This is a genomic window from Streptomyces sp. NPDC046985 (assembly GCF_040644415.1).
GTDB lineage: Bacteria > Actinomycetota > Actinomycetes > Streptomycetales > Streptomycetaceae > Streptomyces.
In genome coordinates, this window is the sequence record NZ_JBEYWK010000003.1 from 363,700 (window position 1) to 384,962 (window position 21,263).

At 68.6% G+C, this 21,263-nt stretch carries 13 protein-coding genes and 1 pseudogene; 8 read left to right on the forward strand and 6 right to left on the reverse strand.

The features are described from left to right. Positions 1-223: 223 nt before the first annotated feature. From ABZ861_RS06110 to ABZ861_RS06120, 3 genes are all read left to right on the forward strand, one after another. Positions 224-1,738, forward strand: coding sequence for a CYTH and CHAD domain-containing protein (locus ABZ861_RS06110; protein ID WP_361624387.1), 1,515 nt, complete (start codon positions 224-226; stop codon positions 1,736-1,738). Between the two features lie 71 nt (positions 1,739-1,809). Further along, positions 1,810-3,750: a TIGR03960 family B12-binding radical SAM protein gene (locus ABZ861_RS06115; RefSeq protein WP_361624390.1), complete on the forward strand. Its 1,941-nt coding sequence runs from the start codon at positions 1,810-1,812 to the stop codon at positions 3,748-3,750. A gap of 81 nt (positions 3,751-3,831) precedes the next feature. After that, positions 3,832-3,951, forward strand: coding sequence for a hypothetical protein (locus ABZ861_RS06120; RefSeq protein ID WP_361624500.1), 120 nt, complete (start codon positions 3,832-3,834; stop codon positions 3,949-3,951). Positions 3,952-4,341: 390 nt separating this feature from the next. Here ABZ861_RS06120 and ABZ861_RS06125 read toward each other — a convergent pair whose 3' ends face one another. Continuing rightward, positions 4,342-6,906 (reverse strand): NACHT domain-containing protein, encoded by a 2,565-nt coding sequence (locus ABZ861_RS06125; protein ID WP_361624392.1) that lies wholly within the window; start codon positions 6,904-6,906, stop codon positions 4,342-4,344. Positions 6,907-7,553: 647 nt separating this feature from the next. Then, a complete protein-coding gene (locus tag ABZ861_RS06130) occupies positions 7,554-7,889 on the reverse strand; it encodes a trypco2 family protein (RefSeq protein ID WP_361624394.1) in 336 nt (111 codons plus the stop codon). Positions 7,890-8,107: 218 nt separating this feature from the next. Between ABZ861_RS06130 and ABZ861_RS06135 the strand changes: the two genes are divergently transcribed. Then, positions 8,108-9,022, forward strand: a complete 915-nt coding sequence (locus ABZ861_RS06135; protein ID WP_361624397.1) for an aminoglycoside phosphotransferase family protein — start codon at positions 8,108-8,110, stop codon at positions 9,020-9,022. 2 nt (positions 9,023-9,024) lie between these two features. Here the strand turns inward: ABZ861_RS06135 and ABZ861_RS06140 are convergent, their stop codons facing one another. After that, positions 9,025-10,401 (reverse strand): sporulation protein, encoded by a 1,377-nt coding sequence (locus ABZ861_RS06140; RefSeq protein WP_361624400.1) that lies wholly within the window; start codon positions 10,399-10,401, stop codon positions 9,025-9,027. A 211-nt stretch (positions 10,402-10,612) separates the two neighbouring features. Here ABZ861_RS06140 and ABZ861_RS06145 point away from each other — a divergent pair, with 211 nt between their 5' ends. Further along, a complete protein-coding gene (locus ABZ861_RS06145; protein WP_361624403.1) occupies positions 10,613-11,164 on the forward strand; it encodes an ATP-binding protein in 552 nt (183 codons plus the stop codon). Positions 11,165-11,288: 124 nt separating this feature from the next. On the opposite strand, the gene ABZ861_RS06150 is transcribed toward ABZ861_RS06145, so the two are convergent. From ABZ861_RS06150 to ABZ861_RS06160, 3 genes are all read right to left on the reverse strand, one after another. Then, on the reverse strand, positions 11,289-12,434 hold the full coding sequence (locus ABZ861_RS06150; protein WP_361624406.1) for a Fic family protein: 1,146 nt from the start codon (positions 12,432-12,434) through the stop codon (positions 11,289-11,291). Positions 12,435-12,586: 152 nt separating this feature from the next. Beyond that, the gene (locus ABZ861_RS06155) at positions 12,587-13,429 is read right to left on the reverse strand and encodes a helix-turn-helix transcriptional regulator (protein ID WP_361624409.1); all 843 of its coding nucleotides are present in this window, start codon (positions 13,427-13,429) and stop codon (positions 12,587-12,589) included. Between the two features lie 96 nt (positions 13,430-13,525). Continuing rightward, complete coding sequence (locus ABZ861_RS06160) at positions 13,526-14,281, reverse strand: SDR family oxidoreductase (protein ID WP_361624412.1); 756 nt, start codon at positions 14,279-14,281, stop codon at positions 13,526-13,528. Positions 14,282-14,873: 592 nt separating this feature from the next. Here ABZ861_RS06160 and ABZ861_RS06165 point away from each other — a divergent pair. The 3 genes and pseudogenes from ABZ861_RS06165 to ABZ861_RS06175 all read left to right on the forward strand — a co-directional run. Beyond that, positions 14,874-16,160, forward strand: coding sequence for an APC family permease (locus ABZ861_RS06165; RefSeq protein WP_361624415.1), 1,287 nt, complete (start codon positions 14,874-14,876; stop codon positions 16,158-16,160). Positions 16,161-16,567: 407 nt separating this feature from the next. Next, on the forward strand, positions 16,568-17,356 hold the full coding sequence (locus tag ABZ861_RS06170; RefSeq protein WP_361624503.1) for a TIGR03936 family radical SAM-associated protein: 789 nt from the start codon (positions 16,568-16,570) through the stop codon (positions 17,354-17,356). A 276-nt stretch (positions 17,357-17,632) separates the two neighbouring features. After that, positions 17,633-21,169, forward strand: a pseudogene (locus ABZ861_RS06175) (Rne/Rng family ribonuclease); the annotation flags it as partial. Positions 21,170-21,263 lie beyond the last annotated feature (94 nt).

Consider the following 21,263-nt stretch of genomic DNA (forward strand, 5'->3'; position numbering starts at 1 on the left):
ACTGGGGGCGGGAAGCACCCCGGTGCGTGAAAGTGCGTGACAGGGTGCGTGGAAGAAGGCCGCCTCTCCCAGGCGGCGCCGCGCAACCGGCCCCGACCAGCGGTTCACCGACCGCGTGCGGCACGGCGCCCGCCCGCTCCCACGGCGCCCAGCGCGCTTTCACACCGCGCCCCGCGCCTCCTCACTGCGCGCGCGGCCGCCCGCGCGTCCTACATTCGTATACATGGCGGTCACGAAGCGAGAGATCGAGCGGAAGTACGAGTCGGCGGCGGGCGGCCTGCCGGACCTGACCGGGGCCGGGCCCGTCGCCGCGGTCGCCGACCGGGGCGTCGACGAACTGGACGCCGTCTACTGGGACACCGACGACCAGCGGCTCGCCGCCGCCGGGCTCACCCTGCGCCGCCGCACCGGCGGAACCGACGCCGGATGGCACCTGAAGCTCCCGGTCGCCCCCGGCGTGCGCGACGAGATCCGGGCCCCCCTCTCCGACGCCGTGCCGCCCCTCCTCGCGAGCCTGGTGCGCTCCCGGGTCCGCGACGCGGAACTGCGCCCCCTGGTCCGGCTGCGCTCACGGCGCGCGGTCACCCACCTCCTGGACGCCGACGGCGCGCTGCTCGCCGAGGTGAGCGTGGACGCCGTACGGGCCCGGCGGCTGCCCCGCCCCGGCGGCACGGCGCGGTGGAGCGAGATCGAGGTGGAACTGGCCGAGGACGGCGACCCGGCGCTCCTGGACACGGTGGAGAAACGGTTGCGCAAGGCGGGCGTGCGCCGCTCCCCGGCCGCCTCCAAACTGGCCCGCGCCCTCGCCGAGACCGCCGGGCCCCGCTGCCCGGCCCCCACGGAGGAACCCGAGCCCGTCACGGCCGGGGACCATGTGCTGGCCCGGCTGCGCGCCCAGCGGGACGCCCTCGTCGCGCTCGACCCGGCGGTGCGCAGGAACGAGGAGGACGCCGTGCACCAGATGCGCGTCGCCGCCCGCCGCCTGCGCAGCGCCCTGCGCAGCTTCCGCACGGTCCTGGACCGCGCCGCCACGGACCGGCTGGACGGCGAGCTGAAACGGCTCGGCGCGGAACTCGGCGCCGAGCGCGACCAAGAGGTGCTCACCGCACGCCTCACCGAACAGCTCGACCGCCTGCCCCGCGCCCTGGTGACCGGCCCCGTGCACGCCCAGGTGCGCGCCTGGGACCGGGAGCGGCGCGGCGGCACGCGCCGCCGCCTCGTCAAGTTCCTGGACAGCCCCCGGCACCTGAAGCTGCTCGACGCCCTGGACGCGCTGCTCGCCGACCCGCCGCTGCGCCCGGCCGCCGGGAAGGCCCCGAAGAAGGTCCTCCGCAAGGCCGTGCGCAAGGACTTCCGCACGCTGGGCCGCCGGATCGAGCAGGCCCTCGCGCTGCCGCCCGGCGACGACCGGGACACCGCCCTGCACCAGGCCCGCAAGCAGGCCAAACGCACCCGGTACGCGGCCGAGGCGGCCGTCCCCGCGCTCGGCGCCCCGGCCTCCGACGCGGCGCGCGCCGCCAAGAAGCTCCAGAAGCTGCTGGGCGAGCACCAGGACGGCGTCATGGCCCGCGAGGCCCTGCGCGAACTCGCAGGGCTCGCCCAGCGGGCGGGGGAGAGCGCCTTCGCCTACGGGGTGCTCTACGGGCGCGAGGAGCGGCAGGCGGACGACGTCGAGGCCCGGCTGCCGGATCTCTGGTCGGACCTGCGGCCGTATGGGAAGGCGCTGCGCACGCGTTAGTCTTGAGGGTCACCCTCCCCCCGGCTCCGGTCGGGGACTGCCCCAGTCAGCTCACGAAGGTAATTCCCGCGATGTCTGTCGAGTCGGTCTTCCCGCAGCTAGAGGCCCTGCTCCCGCATGTGCAGAAGCCGATCCAGTATGTGGGCGGCGAACTGAACTCCACCGCCAAGCCGTGGGAGTCGTGCGACGTCCGCTGGGCGCTCATGTACCCGGACGCGTACGAGGTCGGCCTGCCCAACCAGGGCGTCATGATCCTCTACGAGGTGCTCAACGAGCGCGAGGGCGTCCTCGCCGAGCGCACTTACAGCGTCTGGCCCGACCTGGAGGCGCTGATGCGGGAGCATGGCGTCCCGCAGTTCACGGTGGACAGCCACCGCCCGGTGAAGGCGTTCGACGTGTTCGGCCTGTCCTTCTCCACCGAGCTGGGCTACACCAACATGCTGGCCGCGCTGGACCTCGCGGGCATCCCGCTGCTGGCCGCCGACCGCACCCTCGACGACCCGATCGTGATGGCCGGCGGCCACGCCGCCTTCAACCCCGAGCCGATCGCGGACTTCATCGACTGCGCGGTCATCGGCGACGGCGAGCAGGCGGTCCTGGAGGTCACCGACATCGTCCGCGCCTGGAAGGCGGAGGGCCGCCCCGGCGGCCGGGAGGAGCTGCTGTTCCGCCTGGCGCGGACCGGCGGGGTGTACGTCCCCGGCTTCTACGACGTCGAGTACCTGCCCGACGGCCGGATCTCCCGGGTCGTGCCCAACAAGTCCGGCGTCCCGTGGCGCGTGTCCAAGCACACGGTGATGGACCTGGACGAGTGGCCCTACCCCAAGCAGCCGCTGGTGCCGCTCGCGGAGACGGTGCACGAGCGGATGTCGGTGGAGATCTTCCGCGGCTGCACGCGCGGCTGCCGCTTCTGCCAGGCGGGCATGATCACCCGTCCGGTGCGCGAGCGCTCCATCACGGGCATCGGCGAGATGGTCGAAAAGGGTTTGAAGGCGACCGGCTTCGAGGAGGTCGGCCTGCTGTCCCTGTCCTCCGCCGACCACTCCGAGATCGGCGAGGTCGCCAAGGGCCTGGCCGACCGCTACACGGAGGACAAGATCGGCCTGTCCCTGCCCTCCACCCGCGTGGACGCCTTCAACATCGACCTGGCCAACGAGCTGACCCGCAACGGCCGCCGCTCGGGCCTCACCTTCGCCCCCGAGGGCGGCTCGGAGCGCATCCGCAAGGTCATCAACAAGATGGTCTCCGAAGAGGACCTGATCAGGACGGTCTCCACGGCGTACGGCAACGGCTGGCGCCAGGTGAAGCTGTACTTCATGTGCGGCCTGCCGACCGAGACCGACGAGGACGTCCTCCAGATCGCGGACATGGCGACCCACGTCATCCAGAAGGGCCGCGAGGTCTCCGGCTCCCAGGACATCCGCTGCACGGTCTCCATCGGCGGCTTCGTCCCCAAGCCGCACACGCCCTTCCAGTGGGCCCCGCAGCTCAGCGCCGAGGAGACCGACGCGCGCCTGGAGAAGCTGCGCGACAAGATCCGCGGCGACAAGAAGTACGGCCGCTCCATCGGCTTCCGCTACCACGACGGCAAGCCGGGCATCGTCGAGGGCCTGCTCTCGCGCGGCGACCGGCGCACCGGCGCGGTGATCCGCGCGGTCTACGAGGACGGCGGCCGCTTCGACGGCTGGCGCGAGCACTTCTCCTACGACCGCTGGATGGCCTGCGCGGACAAGGCGCTGGCCGGCTTCGGCGTGGACGTCGACTGGTACACCACCCGCGAGCGCTCCTACGAGGAGGTCCTGCCCTGGGACCACCTGGACTCGGGCCTGGACAAGGACTGGCTCTGGGAGGACTGGCAGGACTCGCTCGACGAGACGGAGGTCGAGGACTGCCGCTGGACGCCGTGCTTCGACTGCGGCGTCTGCCCGGCGATGGACACCTCCATCCAAATCGGCCCCACAGGCAAGAAGCTGCTGCCGCTGACGGTGAAGAAGTCTCCTCTGACCAGTTGAAGCGGGGGAGTGGGGGTGGACGAGCCGTTGCACTGCATCGCTGAGGGTGTGGCCGACGTCATAGAGGAAGACGCGGTGAAGGTGCTGAGCGCACTCGGCACGCGGAGGGGGCGGCAGCGGTTGGCGCAGATCGCGGCTAGGACGCCGCTGCCACCATCTGGTGTCTCCTCAACGATGCAGTCCGACGTGCTGTGGGTTTAAGGGGACTGGCACCCTCGATACGGCTGCCGCCTCCTCTTATCATCACTCTCCCCTGTAGCCGACAGATTTGGCTGAGCGCACGTCGGGAGCGGGAGTCGGCGCGCCTCAGCCTCAACCGTGTGGTGAGTGACTGAGCCTGCTGTCTCAGCGGACTGCTCTCTTATCCGAGACACTTGGATGGAACTACGGCACCGCCCACGCTCTAATTGAAGGGCTAGCCTCGCCCATTCCGATCTCGCACGGATGTCTGAGTCGGCCTTAGCAAGTAGGAACTGCCTTTTCTGCGCCGTACCATCAGGGGCTCTGCAGTATTGACGGCTCTAAAGTTTTGGGTACTTCCGAATGAGGCTTTGCTCGAACGCATTGAATTATTTGAATTTTGTCGAATTGTCATTCGTTTTGTCCCCATTCCGCAGTCCTAGTGCAATTGATGGACAAATCGAGACTGCCAGGGGAGAAGAGGTGTTTCCCGCGAATCTTGGGCCTCTCGGAATGGCCGGAGATGAGCACTGAGAAGCTGTGTTTGCTGGAAAATGGCGACAGGTCGATGACGCGCGCCTCACCGGAATCATCCAGGTGAATTTCAAGGTCTTCAAGATTAGGGAAAGCATTCGCTATTTTACGAAGGCCCGCGACCCCTCTTCTCGGATACCACAACTTCAGCACGGTCACACTAGGAATAACCATATCGGTTCCAAGTAGTTCCAGCTCGAATGATCCCAAACCTAGTACTTGCAAATGATCTTGCGAGGAAAGTATCTCATTCAGGTGGCCAGCTGTCACTCGCATGCGGGCAACGTCTACGATGCACATCGAGCTCAATTGGAGATTGCAAATCGCGGAAAGATCTTCAGGTCCCCAACCTCCAAAGACCTCTAGCGAGACAACTCCTTTCATTCGTTGCGCGAAGTTCAGACTGCCAAGATGCGTCGAGTTATATACTCCCAAAATGGCGGCCTCGACTCCATCAAAAGCGCCACTGTTGCACTCTTCGGATAGGCCATCGAGGACGAGCCTGCGCATGGGTCCCAGCTTTTTTAGTTCAGCCAGTTGATCGACCTCCGAAACCCAAATTGCGATTTCAGAGCAGTCAACTTGTGTCAGCAACTTATCGGCGAATTTACGAGTGTCGAACGACCTCCAAAGCTTGGCGACCCTGTCCAAAACGGCTGTATTTGCGCCTCTCGAAATCGACGTCAGAGCGTCAAAGGCCCGCTCGCTCCTTATTTCCCCAAGAACTTCAATAAGCCAAGGAGGGACGTCAGAGGTGGGAAGAATCGAGATTAGATCGTCACCAACAGCGGCAAGCCTGGCGACCTCGCCTCTGGCGGGATTGCCGACGTGCCCAAGATACTGGGCAACTCGATCGAGAATATCTTCGCGAACACTTGCGTCTAGCCGTGTGGCGTAAGGCAGGCAACTGCCAGCGAGTAGATGCATGTCGCGCCGCGCCCTCTCGTCTTCAGCGGAGTCAGCGATCTTCAAAATATTACGCAGTAGGACTTCCCTGTCCCTGTAGTCACAATGCCCTACAGTCATTCGAATTACATCAGCCCACTGATCCTCGTTCGCCCGACTCGCGAGCATTTTAAAACTGCGTGCTTCTTTGAACTCCTGCGCAGCGAGGTAGTCTTGAAAAGTGCGATGAATAAACTCAAAAGTTTCCGTGGTGGTCTCAGTAATTAGCCCACTACGCTCCACCACGTGATCGTATAGTTGCGTTGCATTAAACTTGTGGCTGATTCGGTTGAGACTCGGAACCATCCTAGCGATTTGGTTCACCGCGTCAGATTTTCCTCCCTCTACCAGCCCTTCGCCGACAAGCCAAGCTGCTATCTCTTGAAGGAGGGCACGGTGTTCATCCTCTTCGAGTTCGAGCTCAACCTGTCGCTCCTGATCTCGGCGGGCAAGTAGCATACCTAGGGCCGCTCTGTAAATCTCCATTCTCCCATTAGGCAAGGCCCCATGCCGGTCTCTGTGCAGAGCACAGATCATCGCGCAAAGCAATGGACTATCCGTCAGGGCTGCGAGTTGCGGTGTTACCTCCAGGGCCCTGAGCAAACCATCCTGAAGTTCTCGCAACTCGCGTGTAGTACGCTCACTTTCGAAAAGTGAACGAGCCACCCCAGGAGGTGATTCGAGGCCAGCTGCCTGATGCCACTTCTCAATAAAGATCGCTCGATCGACAGTATTCATTGGACGAAGAGCCAATTCGTCGAACTCGTAATCCTGAAGCCATGCAGGAGGTATCGCCGAAGGGCGTACAGTTACAAGCGCCCACACGTTAGGGTAGTGTTGTAGTACCCACCCAAGCCACCTTTTGGCCTCATCGCGCTTTTCATCAGGAATCTCATCCATTCCGTCAACCAAAAGTAGCCCCCGGCCACCACGGAGAACTCGATCCGCCCAACCACTGGGTTGGTCATCAGCTATCGGTATATTGCCGATTTCCAAGAATTGATTCGGTCTCGGGTGAAGGTTATCCAAACGGTACATCGCCCTAAGTCGAAGTATAAATGGCACCCGATTATTAAGAACGCCCAGATCTTCAGACAGGGATCCCGAAACGGATTTAATCGCAATCCACTGCATAAGTGTGGACTTTCCAGAGCCCGCTTGGCCGCGAAGAAGGATGCGACGTTTTCCTTTAAATACCTTTTCCACTCTCGCAGAAGAATTAATTGAATCAGCGTCGAGGTTGTACTCGCCAGAACGGTCGGCCGAAGTGGAGACTGCTTCCAGGCTGAGGTAGGCCGTTTCCAAGTCCAAACCGCGATTGTGAGTCCTCGAAATATCCAAACCGAAGATGCGGATCTTTCCGTGTTCTGCGCATATCGCTTGGGCATACCTACGCTCGAAGTCGGCATCAACAACTTCCTGTTCCGTAACTCCGGTAAAGGTTATTGCTTGCCCTGTGCGCTCTCGCACTGCCTGGGCAAACGAATCACTTTCCAAGAGTCTAGTTACAGGTAGAACGCCTACTCTTGAATGACGCCATCGGTTGGGTCTATCATCTTCAACAACCATGCCTACTAGCAGGCTGCGGAAAAACACGGCTGCTCCGGAAATTCCACTCCATGGAGACTCTTCTTCTAGAGATGCGAGGGGCGGAACTGCTTCGCTACTGAGTACAAAATTCCCTTCACCTGCACTCGCTCCCGGCGCTAGGGTGCCCCAGAACTGCTCAGCTCTGGGAATCGCGCCAGAATCCCTTCCGACTCGAGGAAAACCCGTGGCGTAACAACCCGGAACGGGCTCTAGCGTTCTAATTTCGCCCCACAACAACGGCTCGTAATCCTTGTACATTTCCGTCGGCACGACATCTTGCTCAGTGGCAAGGAGAACCGCGTCTAGTTTGGTATCGCCGTTGGGTGGCGCCCACAGAACGGAGCACTCGACATCGCCAATACTCTTGCTCGCGCACGCGTATATGGGTGTACTGTCGGAACCTTGTAGGCCTCTGCGGCCCACGACATGAGCAGCCGTTAGTATGAGTCGCGGAGAGAGCAACACGCCGCTACCTAGCCGCGCTGAGCGAACAGCAGCGACTCGATGTCGTCCCAGGTTCACTGTGTCACCTTTCCGGGGTCGCGTGTAGAGGCTTACGAAAACGGCATGGCTTCACTTAGGCTATTATCGCACTCATCTCCCACCTTGACGCTTTCACCCGTAATTCGCATCTTCGGCTTCAAAGATATTTTCACTCGGTGCGTACCGCTCGTGACGTGAGTAGTGTCAGCGCCCGTGCTTATCACCCATGCTTTGACGCCGCCACTTATTTTCCTGTCGCGCCGCACTTCAACGGTGAATTCCATTTCAAGGCTATCGACATCCATCTGCATCTGGTCCTGCTCGGCATTTGCTGAGGCCTCTTTGAGTTGCAGTCGTACTGCCTTGATGGCCTCTGCAAGATCAATTACGTCGCGCTCGGTAGTCACACGATCCTCCGGTGCGGTTCACGCTGAGCTGATGCGCATGATGCTAGCCGCACTGAGTCAACGCTGTGGTATTTCAACGGAGTTGTCCTCAAGATCGCTGACTCCCTACGCTGTTGCTGGGTAGGTGGCGTCTGAGGCGTGCATGGCGCACGTTCGGGTTGGGTCGCCCGTAGCTGTGTGCCGGTTGAGCGCGCGCGACTAGGGGAGCTGGTACGGGCATGGCGGTTGACGCTGCTCGGTCGGGTGAGACGTTCACGTCCGAGCAAGCCGTGCGGGTGATGAGGGCCGCTTGTCGGGCGACTGGGCTGGATGACAGAGGCGCCCATCTGATCCGCCTCGGGGAGAACGCGTTGTTTCGGCTGGCCTCAGTACCAGTGGTCGTGCGGGTTGCTCGCGGTGAGGAGTACCTATCCAAGGCCCGCAATGAGGTGGGGGTGTCACGGTGGCTTGCCGGGGAAGGGTTCCCGGCTGCGCGCATCGTCGATGACCTGGAGCAGCCGTTGATCGTCGAGGGTCACCCGGTGACCTTCTGGCATCTCATCGTCGAAGCTGAGCGGAAGGCGACCTACGGGGAGCTGGGAGGCATCCTGCGTGGCCTGCACTCCATGACCCTGCCGGGGGGACTTGAGCTGCCGTCGTTCGATCCTTTCGACAAGCAGGAGCTGCGGATCAGCCGGGCTGCGATCCCGGAGGATGACAGGATTTTCCTGCGGAAGCGGTGGCGTGAGCTGCGCGACCAGTTCGGGGCGCTGGAGTTCGAGACCGCTAAGGGGCCGGTGCACGGCGACGCTCATGTGCAGAACCTCATGGTGAACGATCGGGGTGAAGTGGTCCTGATCGACTTCGAGGCCTTCTGCTTCGATCACCCTGAGTGGGACCTGATGGTCACAGCCACCGAGCATCACAGTCTTGGGTGGCAGAGCGACGAGCAGTACGCCGACTTCGTCCGGGCCTACGGGCGTGACCTGCACGACTGGCATGGCTACGACACGCTCCGGCGGCTCCAAGAGTTCGGCATGACGACGTGGCTCATGCAGAACGTCCAGGAAGACCGGGAGACGGCCGACGAGTACCGCCGGCGCATTGCGGCTCTGCGCAACGACGATGCGCCGCGTGATTGGCGGCCGCGGTAGAGCTACTCGTCCTCGTCGTTCAGGCGGGCGAGTGCTTCGTTGACCTGCTGGTCGAAGGCGACGACGGCGGGATGGGTCGCGTGCGCGCTGACCTCGGCCCGGAAGTCGGTGACGTAGCGCTGGAAGCGGTTGGACTGGAGGGTGTCGCCGCCGTCCACGGCGAGGCTGGCTGTGGTGACGGCGGCTTCCAGGTCGCCGTTCAGTAGCTGGCTCTGGGCGAGCACCATGCGGCAGAAGCCGAGGGTGCGGGCGTACTGGGGGTCGGTGCTGTCGACGGCGCGCTGTGCGTGCTCGACGGCTTCGCGGCGCATCTTCAGGTCGCGGAAGCAGTGGCAGAACTCGCCGAGGAGTTCGGCGTCGTCGAAGTAGCTGAGCCATGCGGGGTCGTCGGCGGTGTCGGCTTGGCCGAAGTGGCGTTCGGCTTGGTTCATGGCGCGGCCGGCCCCGGTGCGGTCGCCTGCGTTGGACAGGGCGCGGGCCTCCATGGCCCAGTAGTTCGCCATGGCGCGTGGGGTGGCTCGGCCTTTGGCTCCCTCGACGGCGGCTTGGGCGAGTTGGACGGCTTGGATGTGGTTGCCCAGGTAGTTGGCCTGGTGGCTGAGGTTGCCGAGGATGCGGGCGCCGAACATGCGGTCGTCGATGACCTGGGACAGGCGCAGCGTGGAGGTGAGGTAGCGGTGGGCGAGTCGGTGGTTTCCGACGTCGTACGCGGTCCATGCGAGCAACTGGGAGACTTCGGCGCTGGCGCTGAAGAGTGCGTGGCCAACCTTTTCGCTGTAGCTGGCGCTGAGCAGCGGCAGGACTTCGTATCGGAAGTAGTGGCGTAAGGCTCGGTGGCCGTGGCCTCCGCCGTACTTGAAGTCAAGCTGCATGAACGTGACGGCTGCGTCTCTGATCGCGCGCACGTCGCGCATGCCGACGCGTTGGTGAGTGGGTCGGTCGACCTGGATGCCGTCGGGGCGCGCGATCATCCAGGAGAGAACTGCTGTGCTGAGGTCGGCGTCCGCTACGGCCATGCGGTCGGTGACTGCGGCCTCGGCTCGTTCCTGGGCGAGTCCGTCCAGCATGGACAGTACGTCGGCCACGGTGCTCGGGTAGCCGACTGGGTCTGAGACGGTCGGTTGGGTGTGATCGAAGAATCCGATATCGACCGGCGTAATGCAGCGGCCCAGTTTAGCGCTGAGGACGTCCGCCATGATCGCCGCCGTCTGCGGTTGGATGCCCGCGCCGTCTCGCCATCGCTGCACTGATACGTGCGTCGTTCCGAGGCCGATGCCTCGCTGGTCTGCGGCGTCTTTCATCCGCTTGGCGAGACCCTTGTTCGAGACCTTCGCCTCGTCCATGACCGCGATCAATTGCGCGTTCGGCTCTCGGCTCATGCTCCCCTGCCAACCCGAGAATGACGGCGAATGTTCATGGTGGCACAACAGGATCGCTTGGGAGGGTTCCTTGGTGAACCCCCTTTGCGTTCGACCGTGTTCACGTGAACCCCCTGGTGAACGCTCCCGGTCACGCCCGCTGAGCCGTGTACTGGCTTGCGTGATGCAACCGGCGCCGAACGAGCCGTCTCGGCTCTCGGAAGGGGACGTGATGGATGCGGGCAAGACCGAGGGGCTGGCGGGTGAACTGGAGGCGTATGCCAATTGGTTCGCGGCACCGCCGACCCCGTGTGCCGATGGGCATTTCCTGACGCTCACGCTGTTCGCCGAGTTCGAGGACACTGCGCGCACGGCACGTGAGATGACGGCGGTGTTCCTCCGGAACGCGGGTGCCGACGTGGTCGTGGACGACGCCCGGCTGGTCGTCTCGGAGCTGGTCGGCAACGTGGTGAATCACGCGGTGCCGGACCGTCACTTCGCCGTGGCCGGTGGCTGCCGGCGCATCGACGTGACTTTCAAGCTGTGGCCGAAGTGGCTGTTCATCGGCGTGACCGACGAAGACTCGACACCGCCGTTGCTTCCGGCGGGAGAGGCGTTCTCACCGGGGCTGCTCGGGGAGCTGTCTGAAGCGGTACTGCCCGACAACGGCCGTGGCGTGCTCATCGTGCAGCGCCTGGCATCGGCGGTCTGGTGGTCGCCGGAGGAGCGGGGCGGCAAGACGGTCTGGTGCCGCTTCGACCTGGACGGCGGCACGGGGCGCTGATCGAAAGGGTGATCTTCGCGGTGCCGTCCGGCGCCTCCCTGGCGGTCGGGCGTCGGCGTCACTGGCGGCGGCGAGCGGCCGTCCTCCTCATCGGCTGCGGTCGGCTCACTGAGGGCGACGGCGGCTATGACGCGTAGGGGTCCCGGATGGTGTGGCGGCGCTGGGCGGCTGCGAGGACGTCTGGGGGGAAGCGGTCGCCGGCCACGTAATGGCGGCCCTTGGTCTGTCCGACTGCGGTGAGAACGCCGGCCTTGACGAGGGCCTGCATGTCGCGCGTGGCCTGCTGGGTGTTCAGTCCTTCGCTCTTCTCGTAGCGGGAGCGGCGTACGCGTCCGGCGATCGCCGCTTCGTGCAGGGCGGCGATCTGCCGTTCGCTGACGCCCAGGCTCTCCGCGTGCTCGTCGAGCAGCAGCCAGACGTCGGTGGAGCGCCGCACGCGGTGCCGCACCCGCTGCGCCTGCTCGTGGTAGGCGCGCAGGTTGAAGCGGATCCACGGGCCGGTGTCGCGCTCCGGCGAGTACACGGGACCGCCGACTTCGCGGAGCACCCTGTAGTAGTCCCAGGTGTTCCCGGGCATGCCCAGCCACTCCTCGATGGACGAGAACTCCGGAGCGAGGACGCGCTGACGGGCGATGACCAGAGTTTGCAGGCTCCGGGACATGCGGCCGTTGCCGTCGACCCACGGGTGGATCTTCACCAGGTTGAGGTGAGCCATCGCGGCGCGGACCAGGGGGTCCGCGTCCAGGTCGCCTTCGTTGAGCCAGTCGACCAGTTCTCCCGTGAGCGCCGGGAGCTGGTCCTCGTGGGGACCCTCGTACTCCGTGCTGAGCGGATCACCGGCGGCGCTGATGAAGATCGGTTTGCGGCGCCACTGGCCGGCGGGCCGCTGCGGGGTGTGGTGGTGGCCTTGCAGCATCCAGTGCAGGGCGTTGAGCAGTTCCTTGCTGTACGCGAAGTCGTCCACGTCGTAGAGCGACTGGATGTAGGTCATCGTCTGCTGATAGGCGAGGGTCTCGGCCTTGTCGACGTCGCTGGCGTCCACGCCCTCCCGCTCTCCGGCCATGAGATCGGCTACGTCCCGCACGTCGACCTGAAAGCCCTCGATGGTGTTGGAGGCGGCGATCGCCGAGGCCGTCAGGGCGCGGCGCAGGTCCTGCGTCCATTTCGCCGGCGCCTGGCGCACGGCGTGGCGCAGGTCGGAGCGCATGGCGGCGATCTCGGCGAGGACTGCCTCGTCGGTCGCGGTGAGGGACGGCGTCGCGTACAGCATGAAGGAATGATACCCAGTGACTATCACAACGTCGTTGTTCGGCGGCCGTGTGCGTCGCTGAAGGGATCGATGCGGTGTTTCTCCGCCCGTTCCGGCAGGTCCGAGCGGTGGCGGGTGGCTGGGACAGCGCCCGCGTGCCCCAGCCGGTCGTCCTACGTCCCCGCCGCGCGTACTCCCAGTACCGGCAGGAGGCGGAGGCGTTCGTCGTCCTTGGAGCCGGGGACGGCGGTGTACACCAGGAGGGACTGGTTCTGGTCCGGGTCTGTCAGGACCTGGCACTGGAGGCTGAGGACGCCCAGTTCCGGGTGGCGCACCCGCTTGGGGTCGACCTTCGGGACGCCGATCTCGTGGGCGGCCCACAGGGCGGCGAACTCCTCGCTGCGGGCGTGCAGCAGTTCGACCAGTTCCCCGGCGCGGCCGCCCGCGCCCTGGCGGGAGTAGGCGTCGCGCAGGCCGGAGGCGAAGAAGCGGCTGTGCAGCGGGTGGTCCTCCTCCGCGTAGACCAACCGCTCCGAGGGGTCGGTGAACCAGCGGTAGGTGAAGCTCCGTTCGGGCCCGGTGAACCGCGTCTGATCCCCCAGCAGCGCCGCGGCCATCGAGGTCTGCACCAGCGTCTCGGCGACGTCGTTCACCACTTGCGCCGGGGTGTCGTCCAGCCGTCCCAGGATGCGCATCAGCCCCGGTGTCACGTGGTCCGAGCGCAGGCCGGAGCGGGAGGGGGTGTTGTGCCCGGCGATACGGAAGAGGTGGTCGCGTTCGGCGAGGGAGAGGTGGAGGCCGCGGGCCATGGCGGCGAGCATCGCCTCCGACGGCTGCGGCCCGCGCTGCTGCTCCAGGCGGCCGTAGTAGTCCGTGGACATGCCGCACAGGGAGGCCGCCTCTTCCCGCCGCAGCCCGCGGGTGCGGCGCCGCGGACCGCGGGGAAGCCCCACGTCCTCGGGTTGCAGGGCCTCCCTGCGGGTGCGCAGGAAGTCGGCGAGCTGTGCGCGGTCCACGGTGTCGGCTCTTCCTCTGATGCTGGATAAGGCTGCCTGCGGCTGCTCATGCCGCCTACGGCTGCGAGCGGCTGGGGCCGGGAACGGCGTCCCGGCTCAGAGCATCATCCCGCCAGACGCCTCGATCCGCTGCCCGGTCACCCAGGCGGTCCCCTCGGCGAGCAGTGCCGCGGCGGCCGCGCCGATGTCCTCCGCCTCGCCGACCCTGCCCATCGCGGTGACGGCGCCGAGGGCCTGCTGCGCCTGCTGGCTGTTGCGGATGTGGGCGCCCCCGAAGTCGGTGGCGGTGGCGCCGGGCGCCAGGGCGTTGACGGCGATGCGGCGCGGGCCCAGCTCCTTGGCGAGATAGCGGGTCAGCACCTCTACGGCGCCCTTGGCCGCGGCGTACGCGGAGGTCTCGGCGGCGATGAAGCGGGTCAGGCCGGTGGAGACGTTGAGGATGCGGCCGCCGTCCGCGATCAGCGGGAGGAGGGCCTGGGTGAGGAAGAAGACGCCCTTGAGGTGCACGTCGAGGAGCCCGTCGAACTGCTCCTCGGTGGTCTCTGCGAACGGCGCCTGGACGCCGTGCCCCGCGTTGTTGACGAGGATGTCGAGGGTGTCACGGCCCCAGTGCTCGTCCAGCCCGGCCCGCACCCGGTCGGTGAAGGCGGGGAACGCGGAGACGTCTCCGGCGTCCAGCCGCAGGACGAGCGCCGTACGGCCCAGCTTGCGGACCTCGGCGGCGACGGCTTCGGCCTCCTCGGGGTGCGAGCGGTAGGTGAGGATCACGTCGGCGCCGTCCTCGGCGAGGTGGAGGGCGGTGCTGCGGCCGAGGCCGCGGTTGGCGCCGGTGACGAGGGCGATGCGGGTCATGGGGGCTCTCCGATCCTGGGAAGGGGGCGGTGTCCGCCTGTGCCCTCCACGGTGCCTCCGGTCGCGGGCCGGATGAAGGCCGCGTCTGTCCGGGGACTGGCGGTCCCCCCTTCCGGGGGTCGGCGGTTCCCCGTCCGGGGGTCGGCGGTTCCCCCTTCATGGGGGCCGGCGGTCCCTCCCTTACGGATCGAGGCGACCTTTTCGGAATGAGGCGCCGGCCCGCCTTTCCGGCAGAGGCGTCGGCCCCGCAACCAAAAGTCCGGCGGTTCCGCTCCGAACAGGCGGTTTCCCCGGACGCTCGTGTGTCCGCGTACGGGCCGGGAGCGCGCCGGTGGGAGCCTGACGTCACGGCCGCCGGGGCCGTACGGAAGGCGGGTGCCGCAGTGGCGGAAGAGGCTTCACCGCGCTCCGAGGACGGCAGGGAGCCGCGAGTCCGCCCCGCGAGCGGCGACGGCGTCGAACTCGGCGGCTATCAGCAGGAGTTGAGGCGGACGCTCGGCTCCTTCCAGGTGTTCGCGATCTCGTTCGCGTTCATCTCGGTGGCGGTCGGCATCTTCTCGACGTACGACGACGTATCCAGAACGCCGGGCCGGTGGGCATCTGGCTGTGGGTCGTCGCGACCGTGGGACAGGTGCTGGTGGCCCTGGTGGTGGCGCAGCTCGCCGGGCGGATCCCGCTCAGCGGCTCGTCCTACCAGTGGGCGTCGCGGCTGGCCAACCCGAAGATCGGCTGGGGGTTCGGCTGGCTGACCTTCTGCTACCTGGCGATCGCGGTGGCGGCGATCGACAACGCGCTCGCCAGCCAGGCGTTCATGCCGCTCGCCGGCATGGCGCCGGACGAGGGCGCCGCGCGGACGATCACCCTGGCGGTGCTGCTGGCGCAGGCCGTGCTGGTCGTGGCCTCGACCCGCCTGGTCAGCCTGATCAACTCGTGCGCGGTGGGGCTGGAGCTGGTGCTCGTCGTGGCGGTGGCGCTCGCCCTCGCCGTCGCGGTGGCGGTCACCGGCCGGGGCGCGGTCGGCAACCTCGCCTCGCGCGGCGTCACCGGGAACTCCGCCGACTACTTCGGCGTCGGCGGCGGGCTGATGATCGCGATGATCATGGGACTCGCCACGCTCGTCGGCTTCGACTCCGCGGCGAACCTGGCCGAGGAGGCCAAGGACCCCTTTCGCAGCGTGCCGCGGGCGATCGTCGGCTCCGTCGTGGCCGCCGGTGTGCTGGGCATCGTGTTCCTGGTCTGCCTCACGGTCGCGATCGAGGACATTCCGCGGATCACCGCGAGCGAGTCGCCGGTCGCGGCGATCATGCGCGAGCAGCTCGGACCGGCGATGGAGACGGTGCTCCTGATCGCCGTCTCCTTCGCGTTCTTCGGCGCCGGCATGGTGGTGATGACCGCGTGCTCGCGGATCGTCTTCGCGATGGCGCGCGACGGGCGCTTCCCCGCCCACCGGCTCATGCGCCGGGTCAGCCCGCGCACCCGCACCCCGATTCCCGCGACGGTCCTGATCCTCGGCGTGGGCGTCGTGCTGATGGTCGCGCTGCCGGGGACCGCGCTGCTGAAGCTGATCACGGCGTCCACGATCCTCCCGGCGCTCATCTACGGGGCGACGATCGTCCTCTACCTGGCGGTACGCCGCGGACTGGACCGCCGGAAGGGCGCGTTCGACCTCGGACGGTTCGACCTGCCGGTGGCGGTGCTGGCGCTGGTGTGGTCGCTGTTCTCCCTGTTCGCCCTCGTCGCGCCGGCCGAGGCGCACCTGCCCGCGCTGATCGTGGTGGGCCTGCTCGCCGTGGGCGCGCTGTTCTTCGCCGGGCTGCTGCTGTTCGACCGCCAGGCGCTCGAGACCGAGCCCGCGGACGCAGGCGGCGGCGGGCGCTGACGGACGGGCGGCACTCCTGACGGGCTTCGGCGCCCGGCCTTCCTCACGGGCTTCGGCTCACCGCCTTCCTCACGGCCTTCGGCGCACGGCCTTCAGTGCACGGCCTTCGGTGCACGGCCTCGGCGCGCGCCCTCCGGCCTGCGCGTTCGCGCGTGTCCCGGCACGGCTCGGCGAGGCGTCCGCGGGGGCGGGCGGGAACTTCTGGAATGCCGGACGCGTACCCTGGGAAGAAGAGCCGCAGCCGCGGCCGGGTCCCGCGTGTCGCGCGACACCCGGAGCCGCGCGGCGATGGACGCGCCGACCGGACGCCCCCGCGCACAGACGGGACCCGCGGCACGGCCGGCACGACACAAGGAGAGGTACCCCTGGGCAAGCGACAGCCCGAAGGCCCGCCGCCCGCACCCGTGGTGCAGCGCGTTCGCCTGCGCTACACCAAGCGAGGCCGCCTCCGGTTCACCAGCCACCGCGACTTCCAGCGCGCCTTCGAGCGAGCGCTGCGCCGCGCCGAGGTGCCCATGGCGTACTCGGCCGGGTTCACCCCGCACCCCCGCGTCTCCTACGCCAACGCCGCACCCACCGGCACCGGCAGCGAGGCCGAGTACCTGGAGATCGCGCTCGCCGCGTCCCGGGATCCGGAGCGGCTGCGCGCCCTCCTCGACGAGTCCATGCCCACCGGGCTCGACATCGTCGAGGCGGTCGAGGCCCGCACGTCCGGACTCGCCGACCGGCTGACGGCCTCCGTGTGGGAGATGCGGCTGGACGGCGTCGACCCGGACCAGGCGGCACACGCGGTCGCGGCCTTCAACGGCGCGGCTGCCGTCGAGGTGCAGCGCATGACCAAGAACGGCGTGCGCACCTTCGACGCCCGCCCCGCGGTGGTCAGCCTGGAGAGCGCCCCCGCGCGGGACGCGGTGGCTGATAGGCCGAGCGACCGGCCTTGTGCGATACTGCGGCTGGTTGTTCGGCACGTGACGCCTGCCGTACGACCCGACGACGTCCTGTCCGGTCTCCGCGCCGTGGCCGACCTGGCGCCGCCGGTCCCCGCAGCGGTGACCAGGCTGGCGCAGGGGCTGCTCGATGAAGAGACCGGCACGGTGACCGACCCGCTCGCGCCCGACCGCGAGGCGGAACCGGCCGCCCCCGCCGTTTCAGGAGGAGGGGCCGCCGACGCCGCCGCCGCGAAGGCGCCTGCTTAGGGAAGGCGCCTTCAGGGACGGACGCCGAAGCGCCGCCCTCGTACTCGGGAGCCACCTGGGTCGGGCAGCGCACCGACCACAAGACTTTCGCCAGGCCGTACGCGACAAGGCGTGCGGAACCGGCGAGACAGGACACGGACAGCTCCCGTGCGGCGCCCGCGCCGGACGGCGGCCCAGACGCGAAAGCGCGGGCCGCGGACGTCAACGGTGTCCGGCCGACACGGCCGGCGCCGGACCAGGCGCGGCGCCCGGGAGCCTGACGGGAGATACGCCCGCATGCTCGGACCGAACGAGCCCCTTGAGGGCTCCGCAGAACTGAACACCCCCAGCGACACCCTGCCGCCGCGCCGTCGGCGCCGTGCCGCGTCGCGCCCGGCGGGCCCGCCCGCCGGACCCGCCGACGCGGCCGAGGCCCAGGTCGTCGCCTCCGCCCCGGACGCTTCCGCCCCGGACGCCGCCGAGCCCGCGCCGCAGGCGCAGGACGGCGCCGCGACCGCCGAGGCGGCGCCCGCACGCCGTACCCGCCGCCGCGCCTCCGCGCCGTCCGGCGCGCCGAAGGCGGCCCAGCCGGACACCGACGCCGAGAGCGTCGTCACGGCGGCCGCCCCGGCCGCCGACTCCGGGCAGCAGGCCGCGGAGACCTCCGGGGGCGCCGTCGAGACCGGCGAGGCCGCCGCCCCCAAGCGGACCCGTCGCCGCGCCACGCGCGGCGCCGCCGCGCCCGCCGGGTCCCCGGCCGTCGCCGAGGCCGCCGAGACCGTCGTCCCGGCGACCCCCGCCGAGAGCGAGACCCCGGCGCAGGCCGCGGCCGAGCCGGCCGCCGAGGCGCCCGCGCCCGCCCGCCGTGCCCGCCGCCGCGCGTCCGCCCCCGCCGGGGCGCCGCTGGCCGCCGAGCCCGCCGCGGCCGAGACCCCGGCCGCCGCCGCGCAGCAGACCGGGACCGAGGCGGCCGAGGAGGCCGCCGAAACCGTAGAAGCCGCCCCGCAGCGCACCCGCCGCCGCGCCACGCGCCGCGCGACCGCGCCGGCCGGCGCTCCCGTGGGCGAGACGGCGGCCGAGGCCCCGCGGACCGCCGGGACCGCTGAGACCGCCGCCGAACCGGTCGTCCAGGGATCCGAGTCGCCCGAGCCGGAGCCCGCCGTGGACGCCGCGCCGCAGCGGACCCGCCGCCGTGCCACGCGCCGGGCCGCCGAGCCCGCGGTCGCGGCGGACGAGGCCGTGCAGGAGACCGCGCCGGCCGAGACCGCCGCCGAGACTCCCGAGAGCCGGTCCGCCGAGACCGCCGAGGCCCCGGCCGCCGGTGAGGAGACCGCGCCGCGCCGCGGCCGCCGCCGGGTCGAGCGGCGCGCGGCCACCGGGTTCTCCGAGCCCCCCGCGCAGGTCGCCGCCGCGAAGCGCGGCAGGGCCGCGAAGGGCAAGGAGGCGGAGGCCGGGGAGGCCGCGGCCGAGGGGTCGCGCCGACCCGCGCGTCCGGCCGTCGCCGTGTTCCAGCCGCCCGTCTTCGCCGAGCCGAAGTTCCAGACCCCGCAGCGCGCCGCCGCCGAGGCGGCCGCTTCGGCGGCGGAGGCGGAGCCGGAGGCCCCCGAGGAGCTGCCCGAGGAGCGGACCGTCGCTCAAGACGAGCAGTCCGTCTCGCGCCGCCGCCGCCGTCGCAAGGGCGCCGGCGACGAGGCGCCGGAGCCGCGCGGCGCCCGGACCGCGGAGCCCGCCGAAGCCGCCGAGACCGTCGAGACCCCCGTGGAAGCAGACGAAGAGGGCGACGAGGCCGAGGACTCCGCCGAGTACGCCGACGAGGACGCCGGTTCGCGCCGTCGCCGTCGCCGGGGCGGCCGTCGCCGTCGCCGGGGCGACTTCGCGGAGAACGACGGGGACGACGAGACGGAGGAGACCGGCGGCCTGGCCGCGGCGCAGGCCGCGCAGGACGCCGAGGACACCGCGGAGCAGCTCGACGAGGACGCGGCGGACGCGGCGGACGCCGCGGACGCCGCGGAGAGCGACCGCCCGTCCGGCGAGGACGACGAGGACCACGGGGGCGCGGGCAGCAGCAGCAGCCGTCGGCGCCGCCGTCGCCGCCGCCGCGCCGGGGACGGCGGCTCGGACTCCGAGCCGTCCGCCGACGACCCCGACCGCACCGTCGTGAAGGTCCGCGAGCCGCGCAAGAAGGAAGAGCGCTCGACGGACGTCATCGACGAGGTGCAGTCCATCAAGGGCTCGACCCGGCTGGAGGCCAAGAAGCAGCGCCGCCGCGAAGGCCGCGAGCAGGGGCGCCGACGCGTCCCGATCATCACCGAGGCCGAGTTCCTGGCCCGCCGTGAGGCCGTCGAGCGCGTGATGGTCGTCCGCCAGCACGGCGACCGTACGCAGATCGGCGTCCTGGAGGACGACGTGCTCGTCGAGCACTACGTCAACAAGGAGCAGTCGACCTCGTACGTCGGCAACGTCTACCTCGGCAAGGTGCAGAACGTCCTGCCGTCGATGGAGGCCGCCTTCATCGACATCGGCAAGGGCCGCAACGCCGTGCTGTACGCGGGCGAGGTCAACTTCGAGGCGCTGGGCATGTCCAACGGCCCGCGTCGCATCGAGGCCGCGCTGAAGTCCGGCCAGTCCGTGCTCGTGCAGGTCACCAAGGACCCGATCGGACACAAGGGCGCCCGTCTGACCAGCCAGGTCTCCCTGCCGGGCCGTTACCTCGTGTACGTGCCCGAGGGCTCGATGACCGGCATCAGCCGCAAGCTGCCCGACACCGAGCGGGCCCGCCTGAAGACCATCCTCAAGAAGATCGTCCCCGACGACGCGGGCGTCATCGTGCGCACCGCCGCCGAGGGCGCGAGCGAGGACGAGCTGCGCCGGGACGTCGAGCGGCTCCAGGCGCAGTGGGAGGACATCCGCAAGAAGGCCAAGAGCGGCAGCGCCAGCTCCCCCTCGCTGCTGTACGGCGAGCCGGACATGACCGTCCGCGTCGTGCGCGACATCTTCAACGAGGACTTCTCCAAGGTCATCGTGAGCGGCGACGAGGCGTGGCAGACCGTGCACGGCTACGTGGCGCACGTCGCGCCCGATCTCGCCCCGCGTCTCCAGCGTTGGACGAGCGAGACCGACGTCTTCGCCACGTACCGGATCGACGAGCAGCTCGCCAAGGCGCTGGACCGCAAGGTGTGGCTGCCCAGCGGCGGTTCGCTGGTCATCGACCGGACCGAGGCGATGGTCGTCGTCGACGTCAACACCGGCAAGTTCACCGGCCAGGGCGGCAACCTGGAGGAGACGGTCACCAGGAACAACCTGGAGGCGGCCGAGGAGATCGTGCGTCAGCTCCGGCTGCGCGACCTCGGCGGCATCATCGTGATCGACTTCATCGACATGGTCCTGGAGTCCAACCGCGACCTGGTGCTGCGCCGCCTGCTGGAGTGCCTGGGCCGCGACCGCACCAAGCACCAGGTGGCCGAGGTGACCTCGCTGGGCCTGGTGCAGATGACCCGCAAGCGGGTGGGCCAGGGCCTGCTGGAGTCCTTCTCCGAGACCTGCGTCCACTGCAACGGCCGCGGTGTCATCGTCCACCTGGACCAGGCGCCGGCCGGCGCCGCCGCGGGCAACGGCAAGCGCCGCAAGCGCGCCCGCGCCGGGGCCGACCAGCACGAGCACGAGCACGAGGCCGCGCTGGCGCAGACCGCCGTCCTGACCGCCGAGGAGGAGGCGGAGACGGAGGCCGAGGCGGCTGCCGAGGTCGCGGCGCCGATCGCGCTGCCCGCGCCGGAGTTCGCCCCGGACGAGGAGCTGTACAGCAGCGTCGCCGAGGCGGAGGCCGCGGCGGGACGGCCGGCGTAGCCAACGGTCTTGACGAAGTAAGTGACTTGGCAAATCCGTTCTGCTGGTTCGATTCGGATTTCTGCAGCTCTGACCCCAAAGCGAC